This window comes from Microbacterium sp. KKR3/1, assembly GCF_021272365.1.
GTDB classification, from domain to species: domain Bacteria; phylum Actinomycetota; class Actinomycetes; order Actinomycetales; family Microbacteriaceae; genus Microbacterium; species Microbacterium aurugineum.
Genome location: NZ_JAJSDW010000001.1, coordinates 1715268 through 1737618, shown reverse-complemented (window position 1 = coordinate 1737618; position 22351 = coordinate 1715268). Strand labels below are relative to the sequence as shown.

The 22351-nt window shown below is 67.8% G+C and carries 23 protein-coding genes; 18 read left to right on the top strand and 5 right to left on the bottom strand.

Features of this window, described 5'->3' with window-relative positions; genetic code table 11:
- Positions 1-27: 27 nt before the first annotated feature.
- Positions 28-519, bottom strand: coding sequence for an inorganic diphosphatase (locus LVJ59_RS08375; RefSeq protein WP_017204665.1), 492 nt, complete (start codon positions 517-519; stop codon positions 28-30).
- Between the two features lie 40 nt (positions 520-559).
- Complete coding sequence (locus LVJ59_RS08370; protein ID WP_232762654.1) at positions 560-1222, bottom strand: TMEM175 family protein; 663 nt, start codon at positions 1220-1222, stop codon at positions 560-562.
- 63 nt (positions 1223-1285) lie between these two features.
- On the opposite strand from LVJ59_RS08370, the gene tilS reads away from it, so the two are divergent.
- Positions 1286-2278 carry a tRNA lysidine(34) synthetase TilS gene (gene tilS / locus LVJ59_RS08365; protein WP_232762653.1) on the top strand — a complete coding sequence of 331 codons (993 nt, stop codon included), beginning with the start codon at positions 1286-1288 and terminating at the stop codon, positions 2276-2278.
- Between the two features lie 14 nt (positions 2279-2292).
- On the opposite strand, the gene LVJ59_RS08360 is transcribed toward tilS, so the two are convergent.
- Positions 2293-2892 (bottom strand): DUF937 domain-containing protein, encoded by a 600-nt coding sequence (locus LVJ59_RS08360; RefSeq protein ID WP_232762652.1) that lies wholly within the window; start codon positions 2890-2892, stop codon positions 2293-2295.
- Positions 2893-2984: 92 nt separating this feature from the next.
- Here LVJ59_RS08360 and hpt point away from each other — a divergent pair, with 92 nt between their 5' ends.
- The 11 genes from hpt (at position 2985) to LVJ59_RS08305 (ending at position 14253) form a co-directional block, all read left to right on the top strand.
- The gene (gene hpt / locus LVJ59_RS08355; protein ID WP_232762651.1) at positions 2985-3536 is read left to right on the top strand and encodes a hypoxanthine phosphoribosyltransferase; all 552 of its coding nucleotides are present in this window, start codon (positions 2985-2987) and stop codon (positions 3534-3536) included.
- A gap of 86 nt (positions 3537-3622) precedes the next feature.
- Positions 3623-5623 carry an ATP-dependent zinc metalloprotease FtsH gene (gene ftsH, locus LVJ59_RS08350; RefSeq protein WP_232762650.1) on the top strand — a complete coding sequence of 667 codons (2001 nt, stop codon included), beginning with the start codon at positions 3623-3625 and terminating at the stop codon, positions 5621-5623.
- A gap of 1 nt (position 5624) precedes the next feature.
- The gene (folE, locus tag LVJ59_RS08345) at positions 5625-6227 is read left to right on the top strand and encodes a GTP cyclohydrolase I (RefSeq protein ID WP_232762649.1); all 603 of its coding nucleotides are present in this window, start codon (positions 5625-5627) and stop codon (positions 6225-6227) included.
- Positions 6227-7036 (top strand): dihydropteroate synthase, encoded by an 810-nt coding sequence (gene folP, locus LVJ59_RS08340; protein WP_232762648.1) that lies wholly within the window; start codon positions 6227-6229, stop codon positions 7034-7036. Before folE ends, folP begins: the two co-directional genes overlap by 1 nt.
- 45 nt (positions 7037-7081) lie before the next feature.
- Positions 7082-7477: a dihydroneopterin aldolase gene (gene folB / locus LVJ59_RS08335; RefSeq protein WP_131492947.1), complete on the top strand. Its 396-nt coding sequence runs from the start codon at positions 7082-7084 to the stop codon at positions 7475-7477.
- On the top strand, positions 7474-8013 hold the full coding sequence (folK, locus tag LVJ59_RS08330) for a 2-amino-4-hydroxy-6-hydroxymethyldihydropteridine diphosphokinase (protein ID WP_232762647.1): 540 nt from the start codon (positions 7474-7476) through the stop codon (positions 8011-8013). The genes folB and folK overlap by 4 nt, the downstream gene beginning before the upstream one ends.
- Positions 8010-8492, top strand: coding sequence for a DUF3180 domain-containing protein (locus LVJ59_RS08325; RefSeq protein ID WP_131492944.1), 483 nt, complete (start codon positions 8010-8012; stop codon positions 8490-8492). The genes folK and LVJ59_RS08325 overlap by 4 nt, the downstream gene beginning before the upstream one ends.
- Positions 8443-9024 carry a PH domain-containing protein gene (locus tag LVJ59_RS08320; RefSeq protein ID WP_047521280.1) on the top strand — a complete coding sequence of 194 codons (582 nt, stop codon included), beginning with the start codon at positions 8443-8445 and terminating at the stop codon, positions 9022-9024. The genes LVJ59_RS08325 and LVJ59_RS08320 overlap by 50 nt, the downstream gene beginning before the upstream one ends.
- The gene (locus tag LVJ59_RS08315; protein WP_232762646.1) at positions 9021-10886 is read left to right on the top strand and encodes a PH domain-containing protein; all 1866 of its coding nucleotides are present in this window, start codon (positions 9021-9023) and stop codon (positions 10884-10886) included. Before LVJ59_RS08320 ends, LVJ59_RS08315 begins: the two co-directional genes overlap by 4 nt.
- Positions 10887-10888: 2 nt before the next feature.
- Positions 10889-11581 (top strand): DUF2520 domain-containing protein, encoded by a 693-nt coding sequence (locus LVJ59_RS08310; RefSeq protein WP_232762645.1) that lies wholly within the window; start codon positions 10889-10891, stop codon positions 11579-11581.
- A 95-nt stretch (positions 11582-11676) separates the two neighbouring features.
- On the top strand, positions 11677-14253 hold the full coding sequence (locus LVJ59_RS08305) for a LuxR family transcriptional regulator (RefSeq protein ID WP_232762644.1): 2577 nt from the start codon (positions 11677-11679) through the stop codon (positions 14251-14253).
- 93 nt (positions 14254-14346) lie between these two features.
- Here the strand turns inward: LVJ59_RS08305 and LVJ59_RS08300 are convergent, their stop codons facing one another.
- Positions 14347-15108: a DUF1345 domain-containing protein gene (locus LVJ59_RS08300; RefSeq protein WP_232762643.1), complete on the bottom strand. Its 762-nt coding sequence runs from the start codon at positions 15106-15108 to the stop codon at positions 14347-14349.
- Positions 15109-15562: 454 nt separating this feature from the next.
- Here LVJ59_RS08300 and LVJ59_RS08295 point away from each other — a divergent pair, with 454 nt between their 5' ends.
- The 5 genes from LVJ59_RS08295 to LVJ59_RS08275 are packed head-to-tail and all read left to right on the top strand — an operon-like array spanning position 15563 to position 18877.
- Positions 15563-16117, top strand: a complete 555-nt coding sequence (locus LVJ59_RS08295) for a TasA family protein (protein WP_232762642.1) — start codon at positions 15563-15565, stop codon at positions 16115-16117.
- Positions 16118-16130: 13 nt separating this feature from the next.
- Positions 16131-16649: a hypothetical protein gene (locus LVJ59_RS08290; RefSeq protein ID WP_232762641.1), complete on the top strand. Its 519-nt coding sequence runs from the start codon at positions 16131-16133 to the stop codon at positions 16647-16649.
- Between the two features lie 59 nt (positions 16650-16708).
- A complete protein-coding gene (locus LVJ59_RS08285) occupies positions 16709-17221 on the top strand; it encodes a signal peptidase I (RefSeq protein ID WP_232762640.1) in 513 nt (170 codons plus the stop codon).
- The gene (locus tag LVJ59_RS08280) at positions 17218-18405 is read left to right on the top strand and encodes a hypothetical protein (protein ID WP_232762639.1); all 1188 of its coding nucleotides are present in this window, start codon (positions 17218-17220) and stop codon (positions 18403-18405) included. The genes LVJ59_RS08285 and LVJ59_RS08280 overlap by 4 nt, the downstream gene beginning before the upstream one ends.
- Before the next feature lie 31 nt (positions 18406-18436).
- A complete protein-coding gene (locus LVJ59_RS08275; protein WP_232762638.1) occupies positions 18437-18877 on the top strand; it encodes a DUF805 domain-containing protein in 441 nt (146 codons plus the stop codon).
- 25 nt (positions 18878-18902) lie between these two features.
- Here the strand turns inward: LVJ59_RS08275 and LVJ59_RS08270 are convergent, their stop codons facing one another.
- Positions 18903-20738 carry a DUF2207 domain-containing protein gene (locus LVJ59_RS08270; protein WP_232762637.1) on the bottom strand — a complete coding sequence of 612 codons (1836 nt, stop codon included), beginning with the start codon at positions 20736-20738 and terminating at the stop codon, positions 18903-18905.
- 80 nt (positions 20739-20818) lie between these two features.
- Here LVJ59_RS08270 and lysS point away from each other — a divergent pair, with 80 nt between their 5' ends.
- A complete protein-coding gene (gene lysS / locus LVJ59_RS08265) occupies positions 20819-22351 on the top strand; it encodes a lysine--tRNA ligase (protein WP_232762636.1) in 1533 nt (510 codons plus the stop codon).

Below are 22351 nucleotides of genomic sequence, written 5' to 3'. Positions count from 1 at the left end.
GGGGTCTTCTCGTCGAAGGCACGGGGATCAGTGGCCCTGCTCTCCGAAACGCACGATGGCTTCGTCGAGGATGCGCTGAGCCTCGGCGGCGTTCCCCCACTCGTCGACCTTGACCCACTTGTTGGGCTCGAGGTCCTTGTAGTGCTCGAAGAAGTGCGCGATCTCCTTCTTCGTGTACTCGGCGATGTCGTCGATGTCCTGGATGTGCGCCCAGCGAGGGTCCTTCGAAAGCACGGCGACCAGCTTGTCGTCTCCGCCGGCCTCGTCGCTCATCTTCAGCACGGCCACAGGACGGACCTCGACGACGACGCCCGGGTAGATCGCGTGGTCCAGCAGCACGAGCACGTCGAGCGGGTCCCCGTCCTCGCCCAGCGTGTTGTCGAAGTAGCCGTAGTCGGCGGGGTAGCCGAAGGTCGTGTACAGAACGCGGTCGAGGTGAACTCGTCCGGTCTCGTGGTCGACCTCGTACTTCACGCGGCTGCCGCGCGGGATCTCGATGACGGCGTCGTGTGCGCCCATGCGTGTACTCCTCAGGAAAAGTTCGGTTGGATACCGCGGACTAGCCTACCCGCGGCTCCTCAGCGTCCGACCCCCGCCCGCGACGGTGTGCGATGCGGTTGAGCAGGCGCGAGAGCGGGCCGTTCAGCAGCAGGAGGAGCAGGGCGAAATAGCCGTTGGGCACGGTGAGCACGGCAATCACCAAGGAGACGGCGAACAGGATGATCGCGGCGAGGTCGCCGACGATCCCCGCTCTCAGCACCTCCGTCGGTGCCGTCGTGAGATCGGGGTGGCGACGCAGATACATCCACCCGGCCAAGGTCGTGACCTGCGTCATGATCAACGTCCCGATGTAGACCACGGCCTGGAGGGCATCGGAGTCCAGCTGTCCGAGCATCGCGGTGGGCACGGGCAGCCAGACGATGGTCGCCATCCAGGCGACGTTGATCCACAGGAGCGGCGTGGTGATCAGCTCCACATCGCGATATTGGCTGTGGTGCCCCATCCAGAACGTCGCGATGAGGACGAAGCTCAGCCCGAAGCTCACCAGCTGAGGCGAGTGCTCGGAGAAGAACTCCGCCGTCGTCAGCCTCCCGGACGCCGCGTCGGAGACGGACTCCAACAACGGCAGGATGAGCAGCGTCATCGCGATCGCCACGACGGCATCGACGAACGCCTTGAAGCGTTCGGTATGGAACTGCTGCGTGCGGGGCTGAGCTGTCACGGCGCCAGGATAGCCCCGAGGGTGCACCGGCGCACGGCCCGGGTCGTGCCCTACCGTGGAACCGTGCCTTCCCTGTCTCCCGCCATCGCCGAGATCCGCCTGGCCGTGCGCACCGCGCTCGCCGACATGCCCGAGGGTGCCACGGTGATCGTCGCCCTCTCCGGGGGAGCGGATTCCCTCGCGCTCGCTGCCGCCACGGCCTTCGAAGCTCCCAAGCTCGGGCTCCGCGCGGCGTCGCTCACCGTCGATCACGGTCTGCAGGAAGGATCGGACGCGGTGGCTTCGCAGGCGGCGCGGGCGGCGGCGGCGCTCGGTCTCGACCCGCTGATCGTGCGTGTCGACGTCGCCGGGGAGGGTGGGCCGGAGGCCGCGGCGCGTGAGGCGCGCTACGGGGTGCTGCGGGATGCGGCGGCGGACGTCCGCGCCGCTGCGGTCCTGCTCGGGCACACCCTCGATGACCAGGCCGAGACCGTGCTGCTCGGTCTCGCCCGCGGATCCGGGGCCACGAGCCTGCAGGGCATGGCGCCGGTCCGCGAAGACACCGACGGTGTGCGGTGGGTACGCCCGTTGCTCGGCGTCCGGCGGGAGACGACCCGGGCCTTCTGCGTCGCCTCGGCGCTCACGCCGTGGGACGACCCGCACAACCGTGACGAGCGCTACGCCAGGGTTCGAGTGCGCGAGCGCGTGCTCCCGGTGCTCGAGACGGAACTCGGCCCAGGGATCGCCGATGCGCTCGTGCGCACCGCCGAGCAGCTGCGGGAGGATGCGGAAGCCTTCGACGAGATGATCCACGAGATGATCGAAGACATCGTCGAGCACGCCGAGGCCGGCATCTCCGTCAGCGTCGCGGCGCTCGCCGCGAACCCGGCGGCGCTGCGCAACCGGATCATCCGCCTGGTCGTCGACAGTGAGTTCGGTGTCAGTCTGACGAGGACGCAGACCATCGAGGTCGCGCGGCTGGTGACCGACTGGAACGGTCAGGGGCCGATCGACCTGCCCGAGTGCTCGGCCGTGCGCCGCGGTGGGCGCATCGTCTTCACCGCGTCCGGTCGCTGAGCGAGGGGGAAGCCCTACTTCTTACCGCCGAAGAGACCGCCCAGAATTCCGCCGAGGTCGATGCCGCCGCCCGATCCGCTGCCGTTTCCGCCGCCGAGCAGTCCGCCGATCACGTCGCCGATCCCGCCTCCGCCGGAACCGCTGCTGCCGCCTCCGCCGAGAAGGCCGCCGATGAGGTCGCCGATCCCGCCAGAGCTCTCGGCCCCGGTGTCCGTCTTGGCGGTCTTGTCCTTGTTCGCATTGGCGATGAGGCCCATCACGATCGGCGCCAGGATGGGGAGGAGCTTGCCGAAGTCGATGCTGGGAGTCGCCTTCGACTCCGTGAGCTCCTTCGTGACCTCCTTCTCCTTCGAGCCGAGGATGTGCGCGACGATCTTGCCGCCGTCGGCCTGATCGATGTCATCGACCTTCGAGGCGCCGGCGGTGCCCTCGTGCTTCTTGAGCGCGTTCTGGATCGCTGCCGAGCCCTCGTCGGTCTCCGCGTTCTTCGCGAGGCCGCCCAGGAGCACGGCGCCACCCTGTTCGACGGCGACCTTGGCCTCGTCTCGCGAGACCCCCAGCTTCTCCGCGATGTCGTCGATCGGTACCTGCGCGAGGATGTCGTCAAGAGCCATGGTGAATCCTTCCCTCAGGGGCGTCCGCCCGCGTCACCGCTCACAGTAGTGCGGATACCGGAGCATGGGGTGGCGTCGCCTAAAATCGATCCATGCGCGCCGCGGAGATCCAGGACGACCTTGCACAGATCCTCGTCACAGAGGAGGAGATCCTCGCCAAACTCGAGGACCTGGCGGCGCAGGTCGCCCGGGACTACGAGGGCAAGGACCTCGTCCTCGTCGGCGTCCTCAAAGGCGCCGTGATGGTGATGGCCGACTTCGCGCGGGCACTGCCTTTCCACGCACCGATGGATTGGATGGCGGTCTCGAGCTACGGCGCGAGCACCAAATCGAGCGGCGTCGTGCAGATCCGCAAAGACCTCGACACCGACCTCAACGGCAAGCACGTCCTGATCGTCGAGGACATCATCGACTCCGGTCTCACGCTCAGCTGGCTGCTCGAGAACTTCGGCTCGCGTGGAGCGGAGTCGATCGAGGTGCTGGCACTTCTGCGCAAGCCCGAGGCCGCGAAAGTCGTCATCGACTGCAAGTACGTCGGCTTCGACATCCCCACGGACTTCGTCGTCGGATACGGCCTCGACTACGACGAGCGGTACCGCAACCTGCGCGACGTCGCCGTGCTCGCGCCGCACGTCTACTCCTGACGCGCGACGACGGGTGTGCTGCCGGGGTACGCCGTGGGTGAACGCACAGCGACCCCCTAGGGCGCGCGCGATACGCTGATCCGATCATGGATGTGAAGAAGCTCACCCGGAATCCGCTGATCTACGTCGCGCTGATCGGCGTGCTGCTCTTCGGCGGATTCCTGCTGATCTCGAATCTGGGTGCGCCCAAGCAGATCACGACGCAGGAGGGGCTCAAGCTCCTCTCCGGCACCACCGTCACCGAGGTGGTCACCACCGACGGCGATCAGCGCGTGGACATGACACTCTCCAAGCCGTTCGAGGGCTCCGAGAACGTGCAGTTCTACTACGTCGACGCACGCGCCGACGAGGTCGTCTCGGCGATCAACGAGGCCGCTCCCAAGGACGGCTTCAACGACGCGGTGCCGCGGGCGACCTGGTTCGACGGCTTCCTCTCCCTCCTCCTCCCGCTGGTGCTGCTGGGCCTCCTGTTCTGGTGGCTCCTGTCGTCGATGCAGGGCGGTGGCGGCAAGGTCATGCAGTTCGGCAAGTCCAAGGCCAAGCTGGTGAGCAAGGAGACCCCGACCGTCACCTTCGCCGATGTCGCCGGTGCCGACGAGGCCATCGAGGAACTCCACGAGATCAAGGAGTTCCTGCAGGATCCCGCCAAGTTCCAGGCGATCGGTGCCCGCATCCCGAAGGGCGTCCTGCTGTACGGCCCCCCAGGAACGGGCAAGACGCTGCTCGCCCGTGCGGTGGCCGGGGAAGCAGGAGCCCCCTTCTATTCGATCTCCGGATCGGACTTCGTCGAGATGTTCGTCGGCGTCGGAGCCTCGCGTGTGCGCGACCTCTTCGGCCAGGCCAAGGAGAACGCCCCGGCGATCATCTTCATCGACGAGATCGATGCCGTCGGCCGTCACCGCGGCGCCGGCATGGGCGGCGGAAACGATGAGCGAGAGCAGACCCTCAACCAGATGCTGGTCGAGATGGACGGCTTCGATCCGAACGCGAACGTCATCGTGATCGCGGCGACCAACCGTCCGGACATCCTCGACCCCGCGCTGCTGCGCCCCGGTCGTTTCGACCGCCAGATCGGTGTGGACGCTCCCGACCTCAAGGGACGTCAGAAGATCCTCGAGGTGCACAGCAAGGGCAAGCCGCTCTCCAAGAACGTCGACCTCGAGGTCGTCGCACGCAAGACCCCCGGGTTCACGGGTGCCGACCTCGCCAACGTGCTCAATGAGGCGGCGCTGCTGACCGCGCGCTCGAACGCGCAGCTGGTCGACAACCGCGCCCTCGACGAGGCCATCGATCGTGTGATCGCCGGTCCGCAGCGCCGCACCCGGGTGATGCGCGACAAGGAGAAGCTCATCACCGCGTATCACGAGGGCGGACACGCACTCGCCGCCGCCGCGATGAACTACACCGACCCGGTGACCAAGATCACGATCCTGCCCCGCGGCAAGGCTCTCGGCTACACGATGGTGCTGCCGCTCGACGACAAGTACTCCGTCACCCGCAACGAGCTCCAGGACCAGCTGACCTACGCCATGGGCGGCCGCGTCGCCGAGGAACTCGTCTTCCACGATCCGACCACCGGTGCCTCGAACGACATCGAGAAGGCGACCTCGATCGCTCGCAAGATGGTCATCGAGTACGGCATGACGACCGAACTCGGTCCGGTCAAGCTGGGCACCGAGGGCGGCGAGCCTTTCGCCGGCCGCGACATGGGCCGCGGACGTGAGTACTCCGAGACGATCGCCGAGCGGGTCGACACCCAGGTCCGCGCGCTCATCGAACAGGCGCACAACGAGGCCTACGAGGTTCTCAGCGCGAACCGCGACATCCTCGACAAGCTCGCTCTGGCCCTGCTCGAGGAGGAGACCCTCGACCACAACCAGATCGCCGAGATCTTCACCGAGATCAAGAAGCTCCCGGAGCGCCCGTTGTGGCTCTCGAGCGAAGGCCGTCCGGTGTCCGAGCGTCCTCCGATCGAAGTACCGAAGAAGGACGTCTCGCTCGCGGCATCCGTCGAAGCCCCGGCCGGTGCCCCGCGCACGCAGCAGGGTTCGGCGGGAGCCGGGAACCCGCGGCCCGCGACGGCGTGACGTGACCGTCGACAGACAGCGTGTCGAGCGGCTCACCCGCGAGCTTCTCGAGGCGATCGGTGAGGATCCGGATCGACCGGGATTGAAGCAGACCCCGTCGCGGATGGGGGAGTTGTACTCCGAGTTCTTCTCCGGGGTGGGGGAGGACCCGGCGGAGCCGCTCGCCCGCACGATCAGCGTCTCCCGCGGCCCGGCGCCCGACACCCTGCCCTCCGGCGCCGTGCTGTTGCGCGACATCCGCTTCCGCTCGGTCTGCGAGCATCACCTGCTGCCGTTCGCCGGGCACGCCCACATCGCGTATCTTCCGGGGGAGCAGGTCGTGGGGCTCGGGGCGCTCGTTCGCGTGGTCGAGATCCTCGCCGCGCGCCCTCAAGTGCAGGAGCGACTCGGAGAGCAGATAGCGGACACGATCGCCGAACACCTCGACACCCGCGGCGTGCTGGTGGTGCTCGACGCCGCCCACGGCTGTGTGACGATGCGGGGCGGTCGGCAGACCGAGACCTCCACGCTCACGATCGCCGCCCGGGGCGAGTACACGGATGCCGTCGCCCGGACCGAGCTCATCACGTTGATCGGGGCGGCAGGGGCCGGAGCAGCACGCTGATGACGGGCATCTGGGGCATCCTCAACGTCACGCCCGACTCCTTCAGCGACGGCGGGCGCTACCTCGATGTCGATCATGCGGTCGCGCACGGTTTGAGACTGCGTGCCGAGGGGGCGACCGTGCTGGACGTCGGCGGTGAATCCACCAGGCCGGGTGCGGAGCGGGTCGGCGAGCACATCGAGCAGCAGCGCGTCATCCCCGTGATCGAGCGACTCGCCGCTGCCGGTGTGCCCGTGAGCATCGATACGCTCAGTGCGGCCACCGCTGCCGCGGCCGTGCGTGCGGGCGCCCGCATCGTGAACGACGTCTCCGGCGGGCTCGCCGACCCGGAGATGCGTGCGGCCGTCGCCGAGTCGGGCGCGGACTTCGTCATCGGCCACTGGCGCGGCTTCTCCGCGGACATGTACGCGAACGCCGAGTACCGCCGCGTCGCCCGCGAGGTCGCCGGCGAACTCCACGAGCGCATGGGGGAGGCGGCCGTGGCCGGGATCGCTCCGTCGCGGGTGATCGTCGATCCGGGTATCGGCTTCGCGAAGACCGGGCCGCAGAACTGGGACGTGCTGCGCGGACTCGAGGAGATCGTCGCGCTCGGGCCCCGGGTCCTGATCGGCACGTCGCGCAAGCGCTTCCTGGCGGAGACACTGCGCCAGGAGACCGGCACCGACGACGAGGTGTCGGAGTCGCGGCGCGACCTCGCGACAGCTGTCACGAGCGCGCTCGCCGCGCAGGCCGGAGCGTGGGCCGTGCGGGTCCACGATGTGGCCGCGACCCGCGATGCGCTCGCGATAACGCATGCCTGGACGGGCTGAACGTACGCTCAGCCGCCGGAGGGCGTCCCCCGTACGCTAGAGGGCATGGATTTCCTCGATGAGATCGTCCTCACCGGCCTGACCGTCTTCGGCCGCCACGGCGTCTATGCGCACGAGCGGGAGGACGGGCAGGAGTTCTCGATCGATCTGCGTCTGCGGATGTCGCTGGACCAGGCGGCGGCGTCGGATGACGTGGCCGACACCGTGCACTACGGAGAACTGGCCGAGAAGGTGGCAGCGGTGGTGGGGGGCGAGCCGGTGAACCTGATCGAGACGCTCGCCGAACGGATCGCCGCCGTGGCGCTGGAAGACGTGCGCGTGCAGAACGTCACCGTCACCGTGCACAAGCCGCACGCCCCGATTCCGCTCAGCTTCGCCGATGTGGCCGTCACGGTGCACCGCAGCCGCGCGCCCGAGGCGATGGAAGACATCACGATATGAGCCGCAACCTCGCAAACCCGCTCGATCTGCCGGGCCGCCGCGCCGGCCGCCCTGAAACCGTGGCGGTCGTCGCGCTCGGCGCGAACCTCGGGGATCGTCACGGGACCATCCGCGCGGCGGCCGAGCGGATCGCGCGGCTGCCGTTGGTGAGCGACGTCCGGCTCTCTCGCTTGTTCGAGACCGTCGCGCTCCGCCTGGACGGTCCGGATCCCGAAGCGCCCGGCTACGTCAACGCGGTCGCCCTGGTCACCACCCGGCTCGCGCCCGAGATCCTTCTCGGGATGCTCCACGCCATCGAGGACGAGAACGGCAGGGAGCGCCGAGAGCGGTGGGGCGACCGCACCCTCGATCTCGACCTGATCGCGTACGGCGCCATCGTGTCGGACGACCCCCGCCTGCAGCTGCCGCATCCCCGGGCGGGCGAGCGGCTGTTCGTCCTCGATCCGTGGCTCGATGTCGACCCCGAGGCCGAACTGCTCGGCAAGGGAAAAGTGTCGGACCTCGTCGCCGGGCTTCGAGCACGGGGCGAGGGATGAGGCGCACGTCCCTCGGCGTCCTCGTCGTCCTCGCGCTGCTCGCCGGCGGCGCCGGATTCCTGCTCGATCACATCCTCACCGCGTCGGGGCGCATCACGTTCACGCCGTCGCTGCTGCTGCCCGTGCTGCTCCTCCTGATCGCCGCCGCCTCGGTGGGGGTCGCCTGGCCGGTCCGGCGCAGCGTGCGGTCGGGGATCCGCATCGATCCGTTCCGCGCCCTCCGTGCGGCGACGCTCGCCCGTGCCTCGAGCCTGCTCGGGGCGATCATGGCCGGCTTCGGGGCAGGCCTGCTGGCGTTCCTCCTGTCCCGTCCCGTCGTTCCGCAGGTAGGGTCGACTGTGGCCATGCTGGCCCTGATCGGAAGCGCGATCATCCTCGTGATCGCCGCTCTCGTCGCCGAACAGTTCTGCACCCTGCCGAAGGATCCTGATGACTCAGAACCCAGAGACCACGCCCCTCAACCCGGCGGAGGGCACTGATCTCGCCGCCCTCGACCAGGGCACCTACTCGAAGCTGCGCACCGCGCGCAACGAGGCCCGGCTGGAGCTCGACGGCACCTGGCACCAGATCTCGCCCCGCTACGTCGTGTCCCAGATCGTGCAGAACGTGATCTTCATCGTCCTGGTGGCCGTCGCGGCCGTCGTGCTGAACCTGGTGCTGCACCAGCAGTGGGTGTGGATCCCCGCCGGCGTGATCCTGCTGATCACGGTTTTCGCTCTCATCATCCTGCCGCGCCAGGCCAGGGCGATCGGATACATGCTGCGTGCCGATGACATCGTCTTCCGCAAGGGAATCCTCTGGCAGCGCATGATCGCGGTTCCCTATGGACGCATGCAGCTGGTGGACATCACGCAAGGACCGCTCGATCGCGCTTTCGGTATCGCCCAGTTGAAGATGGTCACCGCGGCGGCGACGACCGGCGTGCAGATCCCCGGACTCACCCAGGAGGCCGCGGAGGCACTGCGCGACACGCTCATCCACGTTGCCGAGACCCGCCGGACCGGCCTGTGAGCGAGCCGCAGCTCCCGCCGTCTCCGAGTGCGCAGGCGACGGCCTCGGAGCCGTCCACGAGCCTCGCCAACGGCGAGTGGCACCGCATGCATCCGCTCACCCCGCTCTTCAAGGGCGGGCTGGTGCTCATCATCGTCGCCGGCATCACGATCGCGAACATGCGCGATCGCCTCATCGCATGGGCCGTGGCCCTGTTCGCGCCGGAGGAAGCGCGTTACGGTGACTACGCCGGGGCCGACCCCGTCGAGTGGGTACTCGCGAACAACCTAATCCTGGTCGTGCTGCTCAGCGTGCTCGGTCTCGCGATCGTGCTGATATTGATCTTCTGGTTCGTCTGGCGCTTCCAGCAGTTCCGCATCACCGGTGACCACGTCGAAGTGCGCAAGGGCATCATCTTCCGCTCGCACCGTCGGGCACCGCTCGATCGGGTGCAGGGCGTCAACCTCACCCGCCCCTTCCCCGCTCGCATCATCGGCCTCGCCAAGCTCGAGGTCGTCGGCGCGGGCAACGACGCGAACGTGGAGCTGGAGTATCTCGCAACGGCTCGCGCGGAGTCCGTCCGGTCGGACATCCTCCGCCTGGCTTCCGGAGCGAGGGCGGCACGCGCTGCGGCCCAGAACCCTGATCCCACTGCCGCGGCGGACGCGCCCACCTCTGCTCGCGCGCAGCTGGTCGGCTCGATGAACGAGGGCGTCAACGGACTCCTCGCGGGGGTGGACCTCGCCGATGTCGTCCCCGAGAGCGTCGTCAAGATCCCGACGGGCCGTCTGGTCGGCTCCCAGCTGATCTCGGGCGTGCTCTGGTTCGTGTTCTTCGGCGCGATCTTCGCGATCGCTTTCGGCAGCGCGCTGATCGGCATGTTCGTCGACGGCGACACGGGCGGCGGGATCGTGCTGCTCGGCCTGGGCCTCGGCATGGGTGTGCCGATGGTCATCGCGGTCGTCGGTATCACCTGGGCGCAGATCTCGAAGTCGTTGCGCTATTCGATCGCCCCGACGCCCGACGGCGTGCGCATCACCTACGGTCTGCTCACCACGGTGACCGAGACGCTTCCGCCCGGACGCATCTTCGCGGTCGAGGTGTCGCAGTCCCTGCTGTGGCGTCCGTTCGGCTGGTGGACGATCCGGATCAACCGGATGAGCGGCAAGAGCGCCGCGCAGCAGTCCTCCGGAAGCGGGCAGCAGTTCAACGTGGTGCTCCCGGTCGGCAAGCGGGCCGACGTCGAGCGTGTCCTCGGGCTGGTTCTGCCGGACGTTCCGGCGGCGAACATCCCGGAACTCTGGGAGCACGGCATCGTGGGTCCGGTGGAGGGCGATGCCTACCGGACGATGCCTCGTCGAGCGCGGTGGCGGCGTCCGTTCTCGTGGAAGCGGCACGGCTATCTCGTGACCGATTTCGGGCTGCTGCTTCGTCGCGGGATCGTGTGGCGCAAGCTCGCCGTGTTCCCGCTCGCGCGCCTGCAGGGCGTGTCCCTCAGCCAGGGGCCGATCGATCGAGCACAGCGGGTGTCGGGGGCACAGGTTCACACCGTTCCCGGTCCGATCACGGGTTACCTCTCCGGACTCGAGCGTGCCGATGCCCTGGCGCTGCTCGACGGCGTCGTGGTCGCCGCCGCTGAGGCCGCGTCGCGCGACAGGAGCCACCGATGGAGCGAGCATTCGCCTACCGCATCTGAGCCGACTCCTCCGGCGCCCCCGGCCTACACGGGGCCGCCTCCCGTCTCTCCTCCGCCTCCGTACACAGGGACGCCTCCGGTCGCACCTCCACCTCCGGGCTCCGGGCCCCCCACCGCGCCGCCGGCGCCTCCCACCGCGCCGCCGCCTCCACCGGCGACGCCGCCGCAGCCGCGGTCGGAGCAGTGACGGTGCCGCGGGATGGGCGACTCGGCGTCGGGATCATCGGCGCCGGGCGCGTCGGTCCCGTGATCGGAGCCGCGCTCGGTGGGGCAGGGCACGCCGTGGTCGGGATCACGAGCGGCTCCGACGACGAGCGTGCCTCTGCGGTCCTTCCCGATGTGCCGGTGCTCGACGCGCTCGACGTCGTGCGTCGCGCCGAACTCGTGATCATCGCGGTCCCCTCGGAGCAGCTGCCCTCGCTCGTCGCGGGTATCGCCGAGGTGGGCGGTTGGCAGGTCGGACAGCTCGTGCTGCACACGGATCCGGCGTTCGGCATCGAGGTTCTGAGTCCTGCCGCCGCACGCGGTGCGATCCCCCTTGCCGTGCACCCGGCGATCACCTTCACCGGGACGTCGATCGACCTCCGCCAGCTGCAGGCCGGCTTCGCCGCGGTGACCGCGCCAGCCGCTGTGCTACCCATCGCTCAGGCGCTCGCCGTGGAGATGGGCTGCGAACCGGTCGTGATCGCCGAGGCCGACCGTCCCGCGTACGCCGACGCGATCGCCACCGCGACCGAGTTCTCCCGGTCGATCATCGGGCAGTCGACCGCACGGCTGCGTGAGATCGGCGTGGAGAACGCCGGCGGATACCTGTCGGCGCTGGTGCAGTCGACCGTCGAACGCGCCCTTCGCGAAGCCTCGGATCCTTCTCCGCTGATCTGACCGTGTTGCGCGCACGGGTCCTGGAGCGAGTGCTTGTACCCGGTGGGCACCAGGTCTATCTTGAGGGCATCGGAGCGCCTGAGAGGAGGAGGCCCATGGTCATCGGTCGAGAGCGTCCGCTGGCCGCCGCCATGGATCTCCTGATGGCAGGCGTCAGCGTCGACATCGTGGGCGGGCGGGGGAGCGGTCGGAGCACATTCCTCCGTGCCCTGGCCTCCCGCCTCGAGGATCGGGAATGGACCGTCGTCCGGGCACGAGGCATCGCGTCGTTACGGCAGCACAGCTTGGGCGCGCTGCACCTCGCCGGGTTCGGTACCGCGACGGGTGCTCGACCAGCGACTCTTAATGAGACCGCACGCGCGCTGTCCGAGCGACTCCGTGCACGAACAGGGGTGCTGCTCGTGGACGACTGGGATGATCTCGACGAGTCATCCTGGGGAGTGGTCGAGTACGTCCGCCGAGACGCCGGCGTGCCGGTCGTGATATCGCGCCTCCAGGGCCTTCGTGCACGCCATACCCCGACGGGCTTGCCCGCGTCGACGCTCGAGCCTGCATACGTGATCGACATCGAGCCCCTCCGGTTCGACGAGATGGAGTCGGTGCTCAGGGAACACCTCGACGCACCGGTCGAAGCGGGAACGATGAGCCGCCTCTTCGCGAAGTCCGGAGGAAATGTCGGACTTCTCCTCACCCTGGTCGACGCCTCGATTCGGGAACAGCGCATGTCTCGTCGGAGCACCGGGGAGTGGGAGGCATCGCGCGACCTCTGGAGCGGAGCTCTCCGTGCGGTGCTCGAAGCGCATCTCGAGGGTTTCGAGGATCACACGCGGGACGCGTTGGAGATCATCGCGGTCGTCGGCGTCGCAGACCTCGAAACGGTGCGGAAACTCGTGCCGTGGGAGATCCTCGAATTGCTCGAGGAACGGGGGACGATCGCGATCGTCCCGAGCGCAGGACGAAGACTCGTGACGGTCGTTCCTCCCCTCCTCGTCGAGTACTTCCGGCATGAGCCACTGGCGACGAGAAGGACTCGCCTCATCGAACTCGTCGAGGACAAGCTCGGGGCAGGGCTCGGGGAGCACGAGTCGGAGCCTGACGAGTCGCGGCGCAGCATCAGCAGCGTGGACGATGCTCTCTTCGTGCGTCTCCTTCAGGAACGCGCGCGGACGTTGCGCCTGGTCACGGCTGCGGAATGGGCGGCGAATCCGTCACCGGCTGCAGCGGTCCGATACGCCACAGCGCTGATGCACGCGAGTAGCGAGACGGTGCGATCCACGGTGGAAGGGATCATCGACACCGTCGATCCAAGCCTGGGCGACGGCGCGAGTCTGGCCGAGTTCGTGGTCCTGAGGGCACAGTGGCGCGCGTACGTGGCGGGGGAACTCGACGAGGCGATCGCGCAACTCCGACGGGATGCCGCTGATCTCTCCCTGGGGCCGTATCGACGGCTCCTCGATGCGGCTCAGGTGCGGTTGCTCGTCAACCTCCGTGAAGTTCCCCAGGACTTCACCTCGAAGCTCGAGGTCGAGGATGATCTGCCGGACGCTGTGAAGATCACGCTGTGGGAGACGCAGATGCTCGTGCTCGTCTGCCTCGGTCGATTCGAGGATGCGAGGCGGGTCTTCGCGGAGGTGTCGACGATCGAGGGCGGACATGCTTCCCACCTTTCGCGGGCGCTCATGGGGCTCGCCCTGCTCGGAGCCGGCCGGCATCGGGAGGGGATGGACTTCCTCGGCCGCGGGTTCGACGAAGCGCACGGGTATCTCGATGTGGATGCGTTGCGCACGTTCGGTGCAGCCCTCGCCCTGGGACACATGCTCGCAGGAGACTACACCGCCGCCGATGACGTCTTGGAGACCCTGCATTCCGCGGGTGATCCGGCCGTCTATCCGCCGGGCATCCCGCTCGCCTTGCTGTCGATCAGTGCGGTGATCAACATCCGACGAGGCAAGGTCTCGGCGGGGGAGCGGTTCGCCGCGGAGATAGAGAAGCTCGAATACCCCGACGGCCCCTTGCCCGGGCAGTCGCGAGCCTGGCCGAGGGCGCAACTCCTGGCCTTCGAGGGCGACCTCACTCGGGCGGGGGAGGTCCTGTGGAGTTCCGGCACGGATCTGTGGAATCGCAATGCACGATACGCAGGGGTGACGGAGCTCCTGTCCTCGCTCGAGCTGGTGCCGTCTCCCGAACGCCTGGCTGACGTTCGACAGAAACTGCGAGACCTCCCCGATGCTCGCTCGCTCGCCGCATATGCGGACTTCGTCGCGGCGGGCGTGGCCGGAAACCCCGCGGCGATGCTCGCGTCCGTCGACGTTCTGGAGGACCGAGGTCTGACCGGTCTGGCTCTCTCCGCGTGCAAGCTCGCCGCAGCGGCGTTTGCGAAGGCCGCGGATCCGGAGCGGGAAGCCGCGGCACGGGCACGAGAAGAGCGTTTCCGGAGCGACCTTGCCGGGCGACAGATAGACACCGCTCGGTTCGCCGCAACGGCCACTGCGCTCACCGAAAGGGAGAAGGAGGTCGGTCGGCTGGCGGCCGAGGGCCTGACGAATCCGGAGATCGCGATTCGACTCGTTCTCAGTGTCAGGACGGTGGAGAGCCATATCCATCGACTTCTCCGCAAGCTCGATCTGCAAGGGCGACAGGGCCTGAGCAACCACCTGGAGGCCCTTCGCTGAGTCGCTCCGACTGGGCGTCGTGTCGGGTGACTCGGAGACAGTGCTCCGCCACTTCGACGGTCAGAGCTCAGGAGCTCAGGAGGGAGTCGCGCGCTACTGGCCGTTGGACATGATCGTGTTGAGCGCGAGCACGATGATCAGCCCGTTGAAGAAGAAGCTGCACACGGAGTGCCAGATGACCGTCCACCGCATGCGAGTGGAGAGCACGGTGACATCGGAAGCGGCGAAACTGGTTCCGACCGTGAACGAGAAGTAGACGAAGTCCACCATTCGTGGGTGCGGGGTCTTGGGGAAGTCGAATGGTGGCTCGTCGTCCCGGAGGTTGCGCTGGAAGTAGATCTGCGCGAAGCCCCAGTGGAGGAAGCCCCAGGCGAGGACCATCACCCACACGCCGATGACGGTCGTCCTCAGCCCGACCTGCCAATCCGGGGCGAGGGTGAGGACACGCACGGCGGCGGTGAGGCCGGTCATACTCGCCAGAACCGTCGTCGACGTCGCCACGAGGCGTGCAAGCCTGCTCGCGACGAATCGATGCGGGCGAACGTGGGCGGTTGATCGAGCGGAGATGCCGAGCACGAGCAGCGTCGCGGACGCGTAGAAGGTGCCGAGGAGAGCCCAGGCGCCGAGCCAGTCGAGCTGCGCGGCTCCTCCATCGAAGACGAAGTTGATGACGATGCCGAGGACGATCATCGCAACCTGACCGACCAGTGCCGCTCCATAGCCGGCCGCTCCCCACCACTGCCTCGCCCGCCGAGTCGGCCGCTCTCTCGACAGAGGAGCCGGCTTCCACAACCGTCGCGAGCGATCACGCAGATCCGAGCGGCGCTCGTCTGTCGCTGATTCGCACGTGGACATGAAGACCTTTCCGCAGGATCGAAGGACTTCATTTCAGCAGCCGTCTTCGTCTCGGCTGCTCGGAACCTCTCCGGGTGAGAGGAAGTCGACCGGAATTCGGTGAGTGACGAGGCAGAGCTCCGTGTGCATCGGGCAGCAGCACCGTGCATCGTCCACCACTACGCTCCTCGAAGACGCCGGCTGTTCGCATGCGTTTGCGCGAGGTGACACTGATACCGCTTTCGCGGCTACTGAATCGCGATCGCTCACCACCCAAGCGCCGAATCCGACCCATAGCGTGGGCATGGTCGGGCGTCGGAGGCTGAGTGAGAGCGCTCGTCCGATCTATCACGATTTGTGATCGATCACGCGAGAACGAAGCTCGCCGTCTCGAGTCGTGGTATCTTGCGGGTCACCGCGGGGAGATCAGATTACGACTCGCTGACGCGGGTCTTAGGTGCATCGGAGGATCAAGATGGACGTGAAGATCAGTACCCGCGCGAAAGTGCTGGCAGCGATCGGGATAATCGCCGTGGCGGCCGTGGGCGCGACCCTCGCGGCGTTCACCGACACAGGCAACGTGGAGACCACGTTCACCTCGGGGACGCTGGACCTCAAGTTCGACGACGACCAGGACGGGAACCCGGACAACTACCTCGTCGACTTCAGCGCCGGGTTCGACAACCTCGCGCCAGGGGACTCCGTCGATCTGGACCTGCTCGTCTACAACTCCGGCACGATCGATGCGCTGCTCGGTCTCGGCGCCCCGATTCTGACGAACTCCGAGGGCACGCCGGCGACGGCTCTGGAGGACTACCTGACCGTCGTGATCACCGACACCGGCACGTCCACCGAGCTGTTCAACGGCACCCTGGCTTCGGCGTCGTTCACGGGGCTTGACATCTCGTCGGGCGGAGCGGCCAATGGGACCACTCTGAACATCGTCGTCACCTTTGACCCTGCGGCCCCGGTGGGCGCGGCTGGACAGGGCGTGACGGTCGTGTTCCCGTTCGAAGCGACGCAGGCATAGAGCGCTGTCCGTCATGAGTGACATGGTCGGGGTCCCCTCAGAGCTCGTCTGGGTTCCGCCCGTCGTCACGGTAGAGAACATCAAGCCCGGCGACCCGCAGGTCCGGACGCTCACGCTCACCAACAGCAACGATGTGCCTGTCGAGCTGTCCTCAGAGCTGATGCAGTCCGGTGTCTTGTTCGGCGGAGACACTCCGCTCGACGTCAGCTTCTCGCTGTCGGAGGAAGGCCGGTGCTCGGACAACCCAGAGGCGATCCCGGCGCAGGGGACGGTCACGGTGACGATGGTCGCAGAGCTGCCCATCACCGCCGGAAACGAGTATCAGGGCCAGTCCGGGGTGGCGAACTACATCGTCACCGCGACGGAAGCGGACGTCTGCGTGCTCTCGAGTCCACCGGAGAATCCACCGGACGCGCTGCCTCCGACAGGGGTGGCGGTCGGTGGGACCTTGCTTCTCGCACTGGCATGCCTGGCCGTAGGAGTAGCGCTCCGCTTCGGGATGCGACGACGGCGGGAACGGCGGGGATCATGATCGACACCACATCGACGCCTGCCTCGACGTCTACCTCGTCGTCAGGGAAGGGGTGGCGGGTGTTTTTGAACACCGCTGCGATCATCGGGGCCGCAGCGGTGGTGATCGCTCTCTTCGCTGCCATCATCGGAGCGCGAGTCCTCATCTTCTCCTCCGGCTCGATGGCTCCTGCGATCCCGGAGGGCTCCGCGGCGATGACGATTCCTCGTGACACCGACGATCTCCAGATCGGCGACGTCATCAGCGTCGCCCGTGCCGGGGACGGGAAGCTGGTGACCCACCGCATCGTCGATCTGACCGTTCATGACGGGCTCACTGTCGCGACACTGAAGGGCGATGCGAACCCTGCGGCCGACGCCGCACCGTATGCGCTCGGTTCCCAGACGCAGCGTGTGGCGTTCGCGATTCCCCACGCCGGCGCGGCCCTGGCCGTGATGAAGTCGCCGTGGTTCCTCGGCGCGGTCATCGCTCTGGTCGTGCTGGCGGCGATACCGACACGTCCCCATTCGCGCAAGAAGCCAGAGCATGCGAAAACCGAGAGCCCGAAGACCGAGCAAGGACGAGAAGCATGACGACCCGACGCCGCCGCCGCTTCGCCGCCTTCACTGCCGCCGTTGTGGTGGCGGTGGCGGGATCGGTGCTGGGAGCCAGCCAGGGGTCCGTCGCTCAGTTCGTTGACACGGGCCGCGTGCAGTCGAGCTTGTCGGCTGTGGATTCCGTTCCGCTGAGTTTCGTCGGTATCGATGCCGGAGAGAACTACTCGATGGGCTGGACAGCTGCCGGTGAGATCTTCACCTGGGGCGGGAACGGAGCAGGACAGCTCGGTAATGGAACCTCTGGCGGTTCGCGTCTCGTCCCTGAGCAGGTCATGTTGCCCTCGGGGGTACAGATCGTGAAGGCTGATGGTGGGCTGGACACCGTCATCGCGCTCGCGTCGGACGGCGGCGTGTACACCTGGGGGAACGCAACTGTCAGCGGGACGAGTCATACGCCTACACGCAGTGCGTTCTTCGACGCGCTCGGGGATCCGGTCGTCGGGGTCTCCAGTGGCGGATATTACTACTTGGCGTGGACGGAGAGCGGAGCCCTGTATTCATGGGGCACGGCAGGCGGCGGACGGCTCGGTCGGTCAGCGACAGGACAGAGTCCGCCCGCACGGGTGACAGCACAGGGACTGAACCTCGTGGCCGTCGAAAGCGCAGCCGCGGGGCGGTTCGCAGGCATCGCTCAGGTCGAAGGTGGCGCAGAGACCATTGCGTGGGGCACCGGGTTCGGCGCCGCTGCGGGGGTGACGCTCACAGGGATCACCTCCACGGTCGATGGGGTCGCGGCGGGCACCAACGTCGTCCTGGCCTGGGGCCAGGACGGGTCCCTTTTCTCGGCGACCTCGGCGACGGCGTCCGCGGTCGTCGGCGCGACCGATATCGTCGGAGTGGACGCCTCCTTCCCTGCTGCAGGTTCCTCCTCCTTCTACGCGTGGCGCGCCGACGGAGCCCTGTTCGCCTGGGGAGACAACAGTCAGGGACAGCTGGGTTTGGGAACCACCGGCGGTTCTGTGCCCTCACCGACGCCGGTGACGCTCGCGCCGGGGTCGGTCGCACTCCAAACCGGGGCAGGCGCGGACCATGCTCTGTATCTCGGGCAGGACGGCACGTTCAGCTCGGCGGGGAGCAACGCGTTCGGACAGCTGGGAACGGGCGACACCACCCCGCGGAACACCTTCGGCAGCGCGATCACGATCCTCCGCTGGCCGTGATGACCTACGGCCGCGGGTGAAAGGGGAACTCATGGGCACGACGATCTTGGCTGATCCGCTCTACGGTGCTTCCTTGGGGCAAGCGATAACGAGGTTCTTTCGCAAGTACGCGACGTTCTCCGGCCGTGCGAGTCGCTCGGAGTACTGGTGGTGGCAACTCGCCACCACCGTCGTCTATCTGGTTCTGGCGGGCTCGACTGTTGCCATCGGCGTCGCGAGCGGCGAGCTGGACACCGGAGGTGAGGTGTTCTACCTGGGTCCCGCTTTCAACGTCGGGATTGCGCTCCTGGCGGTCTGGGCCCTGGCCACGCTTGTGCCGCAAATCGCGCTGGCCGTGCGACGCCTGCACGACACGAACCTCTCGGGGTGGTTCGTCCTGCTGCGGCTCATTCCGTCCGTCGGGGACATCGTGCTGTTGGTGCTGACGATACAGCCGTCCAATCCCGCGGGCGCACGATACGACAAGCGCTGAGCCGAGGTCTCCTCCGGGCCCGGGGTCAGCGCCCGCCGGAGAACCCGCCTCCGCCTCCGCCCCCGGAGAACCCGCCGCCGAACGATCCGCCGGCGCTCGATGAGGTGCTCGTCGACGGTGCGGTATAGGTCGCGGCGGAGCGGGACGATGCCACGAACGCCGCGAGCTGCATCCGGAGGGCGAACGAGGTCGGATCGCCCATCCAGGTCGCCCCGCGATGCTCGCCCGCGTACGCACGCTCGAGGACGTCGCCCCATTCGCTCTCCATGCCGAACAGGATCGCGTAGGGGAGGAGACGTTCGTACAGGTGGATGACGTCGGCGGTGCCGTCCGGTCGGCGTTCGGCACCGCTGTAGGACTGGAGCATGCGCAGACGGTCGGCCTCGGCGACCCGGATGAACTCCTGCACGCCTTGCAGGTACTCGTAGGTACGGGCGCCCTCGGCGGTGAGCACGGTGTGCTTCGAGAACGCGTACAGGCTCGACAGCAGAACGAGGAACGCGACGAAGGAGATCACGACCACACCGGGGATGGCGGAGAGGCGGCCGGTCGTGGCGGCCCAGATGCCGAGGGCCAGGCCGATCGCTGCGATGCCGATCGCGCACCACTGCAGGATGACGGCCGCGCGACTGCGGACCTTCTCGGTCAGGCCACGCGATGCCGCGGCAACCTTCCCACTCTGCTCCAGAGTGGACATCCGCGCGGCGAACGCCTCGTCTGTGGCAGGAACGTCGACGACACCGTCGGGGTCGGCGTCTGCGAAGAGCGCCTCGAACGCGGCCTCGTCCAGCTCGTCGGCCCCGGTCGTCGCCCGCAGACGCCGCAACCGGGGTTCCTCCGCCTGCGCGCCCTCTTCGATGCGCAGGCTGCCGCGCACGGCGAGGTGGACGATCTCGGCGGGGATCACGTCTTTCGCGCCGGGGATGATGGCGCCGGCGAGCAGCGGCGGAAGCGAATCCGGCACGTCGTACTGGGCGATGACGATCCCGGTCGCTCTCCGGCGTCGGCGCGTGAACCCTGCGACGGCCACCCAGCTGCCGACGGAGACGCCGACCGCACCGACGGCGGCGATCAGCGGGGCGATGTCGCCTACCGGATCCGGCGTCCGCGCGAGGGGCTGTGCGACGGTGTCCGCGTCGAAGCCGATTGCCACGGTCACTCCGTGACCGGCGGGGAGCTGGGCGGACTCGACCCGGAACGTCGCGGCCCCACCGTCGGTGGTCGGGCCCTGAAGGTCGCACTCGTCCCTCGAGCCCGAAGCGCCGGTGTAGCAGCGGGCGGAGCCGGTGAGCGCCGCCGACATCTCGCTGTCGAACGTGATGCCGGCGCGGAAGCGTTCAATGGGCTGTGTGCTGTCGAGGGGGAGCAGGTCCCAATAGAACTCGTCCACCGACGGCGTCGACGACCCATCGGTCGGACTCGTCGCCAGCACCACGTCGCGCATCTCGTACTCGATCACGTACGTGGTGAGGCCCTGCACGTAGTCGTCGGTGCCGATGCTCACGAAGGTGAGTCCGTCTTCCTCGTCGGTCTCGTAGGGGACGGCAGTACCGTCTTCATCCGTGACCGCGATGATCCGCGTCTCGGTGCTGGCGCCCTGGTATGAGGTCGGCAGTCCCCGGACGATTCCGCGATTCTGATCGGTCTCGGGGAAGCGGGCGACCAGCGTCTCGGTCACCCACATCAGCGCGCGGCCCTCCTGATCGAGTCCGACCTCGTAGTCGGCATCCCAGGAGGCATACGAGAAGTCGTCCACGTCCGCCGCGGAGACAGGTGCCGCTTCCGCGGTGACCGGCGCGGCGATCCCGGCAAGAGCGAGGGAGAGGGCAGCGAACGCGCGGAGGATCCGTGTGTGGGCCATTCTTCGAGGCTACCCAGCCTGTGCCGAGGGAAGAGACGCCGCCTCGGTAAACTGGGAACGACTTTCAAGGAGCCCCGCACATGACTGACGCGTCCGCCGCGCCCGAACCGGCCTCGAACGACCTCCCCGCCGAGGAAGACGTCCACGAACAGAAGGCCGTGCGACTCGCCAAGCGCGAGCGTCTGATCGAGAAGCGGACGGATGCCGGTGGGGGAGCTTTCCCGGTGGGCGTGCCGATCACGCACACCATTCCCGCGCTGCGCGCCGAGTACGGCGACCTCGAAGCCGGCGATGAGACCGGCGTCGTGGTCGGGGTCGCAGGCCGCGTGGTGTTCAGCCGGAACACCGGCAAGCTCTGCTTTGCGACGCTGCAGGCCGGTGACGGCGCACGCATCCAGGCGATGATCTCGCTCGCGAACGTCGGCGAGGAGTCGCTGGCGGACTGGAAGGAGTACGTCGACCTCGGCGATCACGTCTTCGTGCACGGAGAAGTGATCTCCAGCCGTCGCGGAGAGCTGTCGATCATGGCCGATGGGTGGGAGATCGCGTCGAAGGCAGTCCTGCCTCTCCCCAACGCCTACTCCGAGCTCAGCGAGGAAGGGCGCGTGCGCAGCCGCTACCTCGATCTCATCGTCCGTGAGCAGGCACGCACCACGGTCCGTGCGCGTGCGGCCGTGAACGCGAGCCTGCGTGCCACCTTCACCAGTCACGACTACCTCGAGGTCGAGACCCCGATGCTGCAGGTGCAGCACGGAGGGGCATCCGCACGCCCGTTCATCACCCACTCGAACGCCTTCGACACCGAGCTGTACCTGCGCATCGCGCCGGAGCTGTATCTGAAGCGCGCGGTCGTCGGGGGCATCGAGCGTGTCTTCGAGATCAACCGCAACTTCCGGAACGAGGGTGCGGATTCCACGCACAGCCCCGAGTTCGCGATGCTCGAGGCCTATCAGGCCTATGGCGACTACAACCAAATGGCCGCGTTGACGCAGGAACTCGTGCAGAAGGCGGCGATCGCGGTCGCGGGATCGACGACCGTGACCTGGGCCGATGGCACCGAGTACGACCTCGGCGGCGAGTGGGACCGCATCTCGATGTACGAGTCGCTCTCCGCAGCATCGGGCCGCACGGTCACCCCGCAGGACTCCGTCGAAGACCTCATCGCCTTCGCCGAGCAGACCGGTGTCGATCTTCCGCCTCAGGCCACCCACGGCAAGCTCGTCGAAGAGCTGTGGGAGCACTTCGTGAAGGGCGACCTGGTGCGCCCGACGTTCGTGATGGACTTCCCCGTCGACACCTCGCCCCTCGTGCGTGAACACCGCTCGATCGACGGCGTCGTGGAGAAGTGGGACCTGTACATCCGTGGGTTCGAGCTGGCGACCGGATACTCCGAGCTCGTCGACCCCGTGATCCAGCGCGAGCGCTTCGTGGAGCAGGCGAAGCTCGCCGCACGGGGTGACGTCGAGGCGATGCCTGTCGACGAGGAGTTCCTGCGAGCACTCGAGCACGGCATGCCGCCATCCGGGGGGATGGGCATGGGGATCGACCGTCTGCTGATGGCGATCACCGGCCTGGGGATCCGCGAGACCATCCTCTTCCCGCTGGTGAAGTGA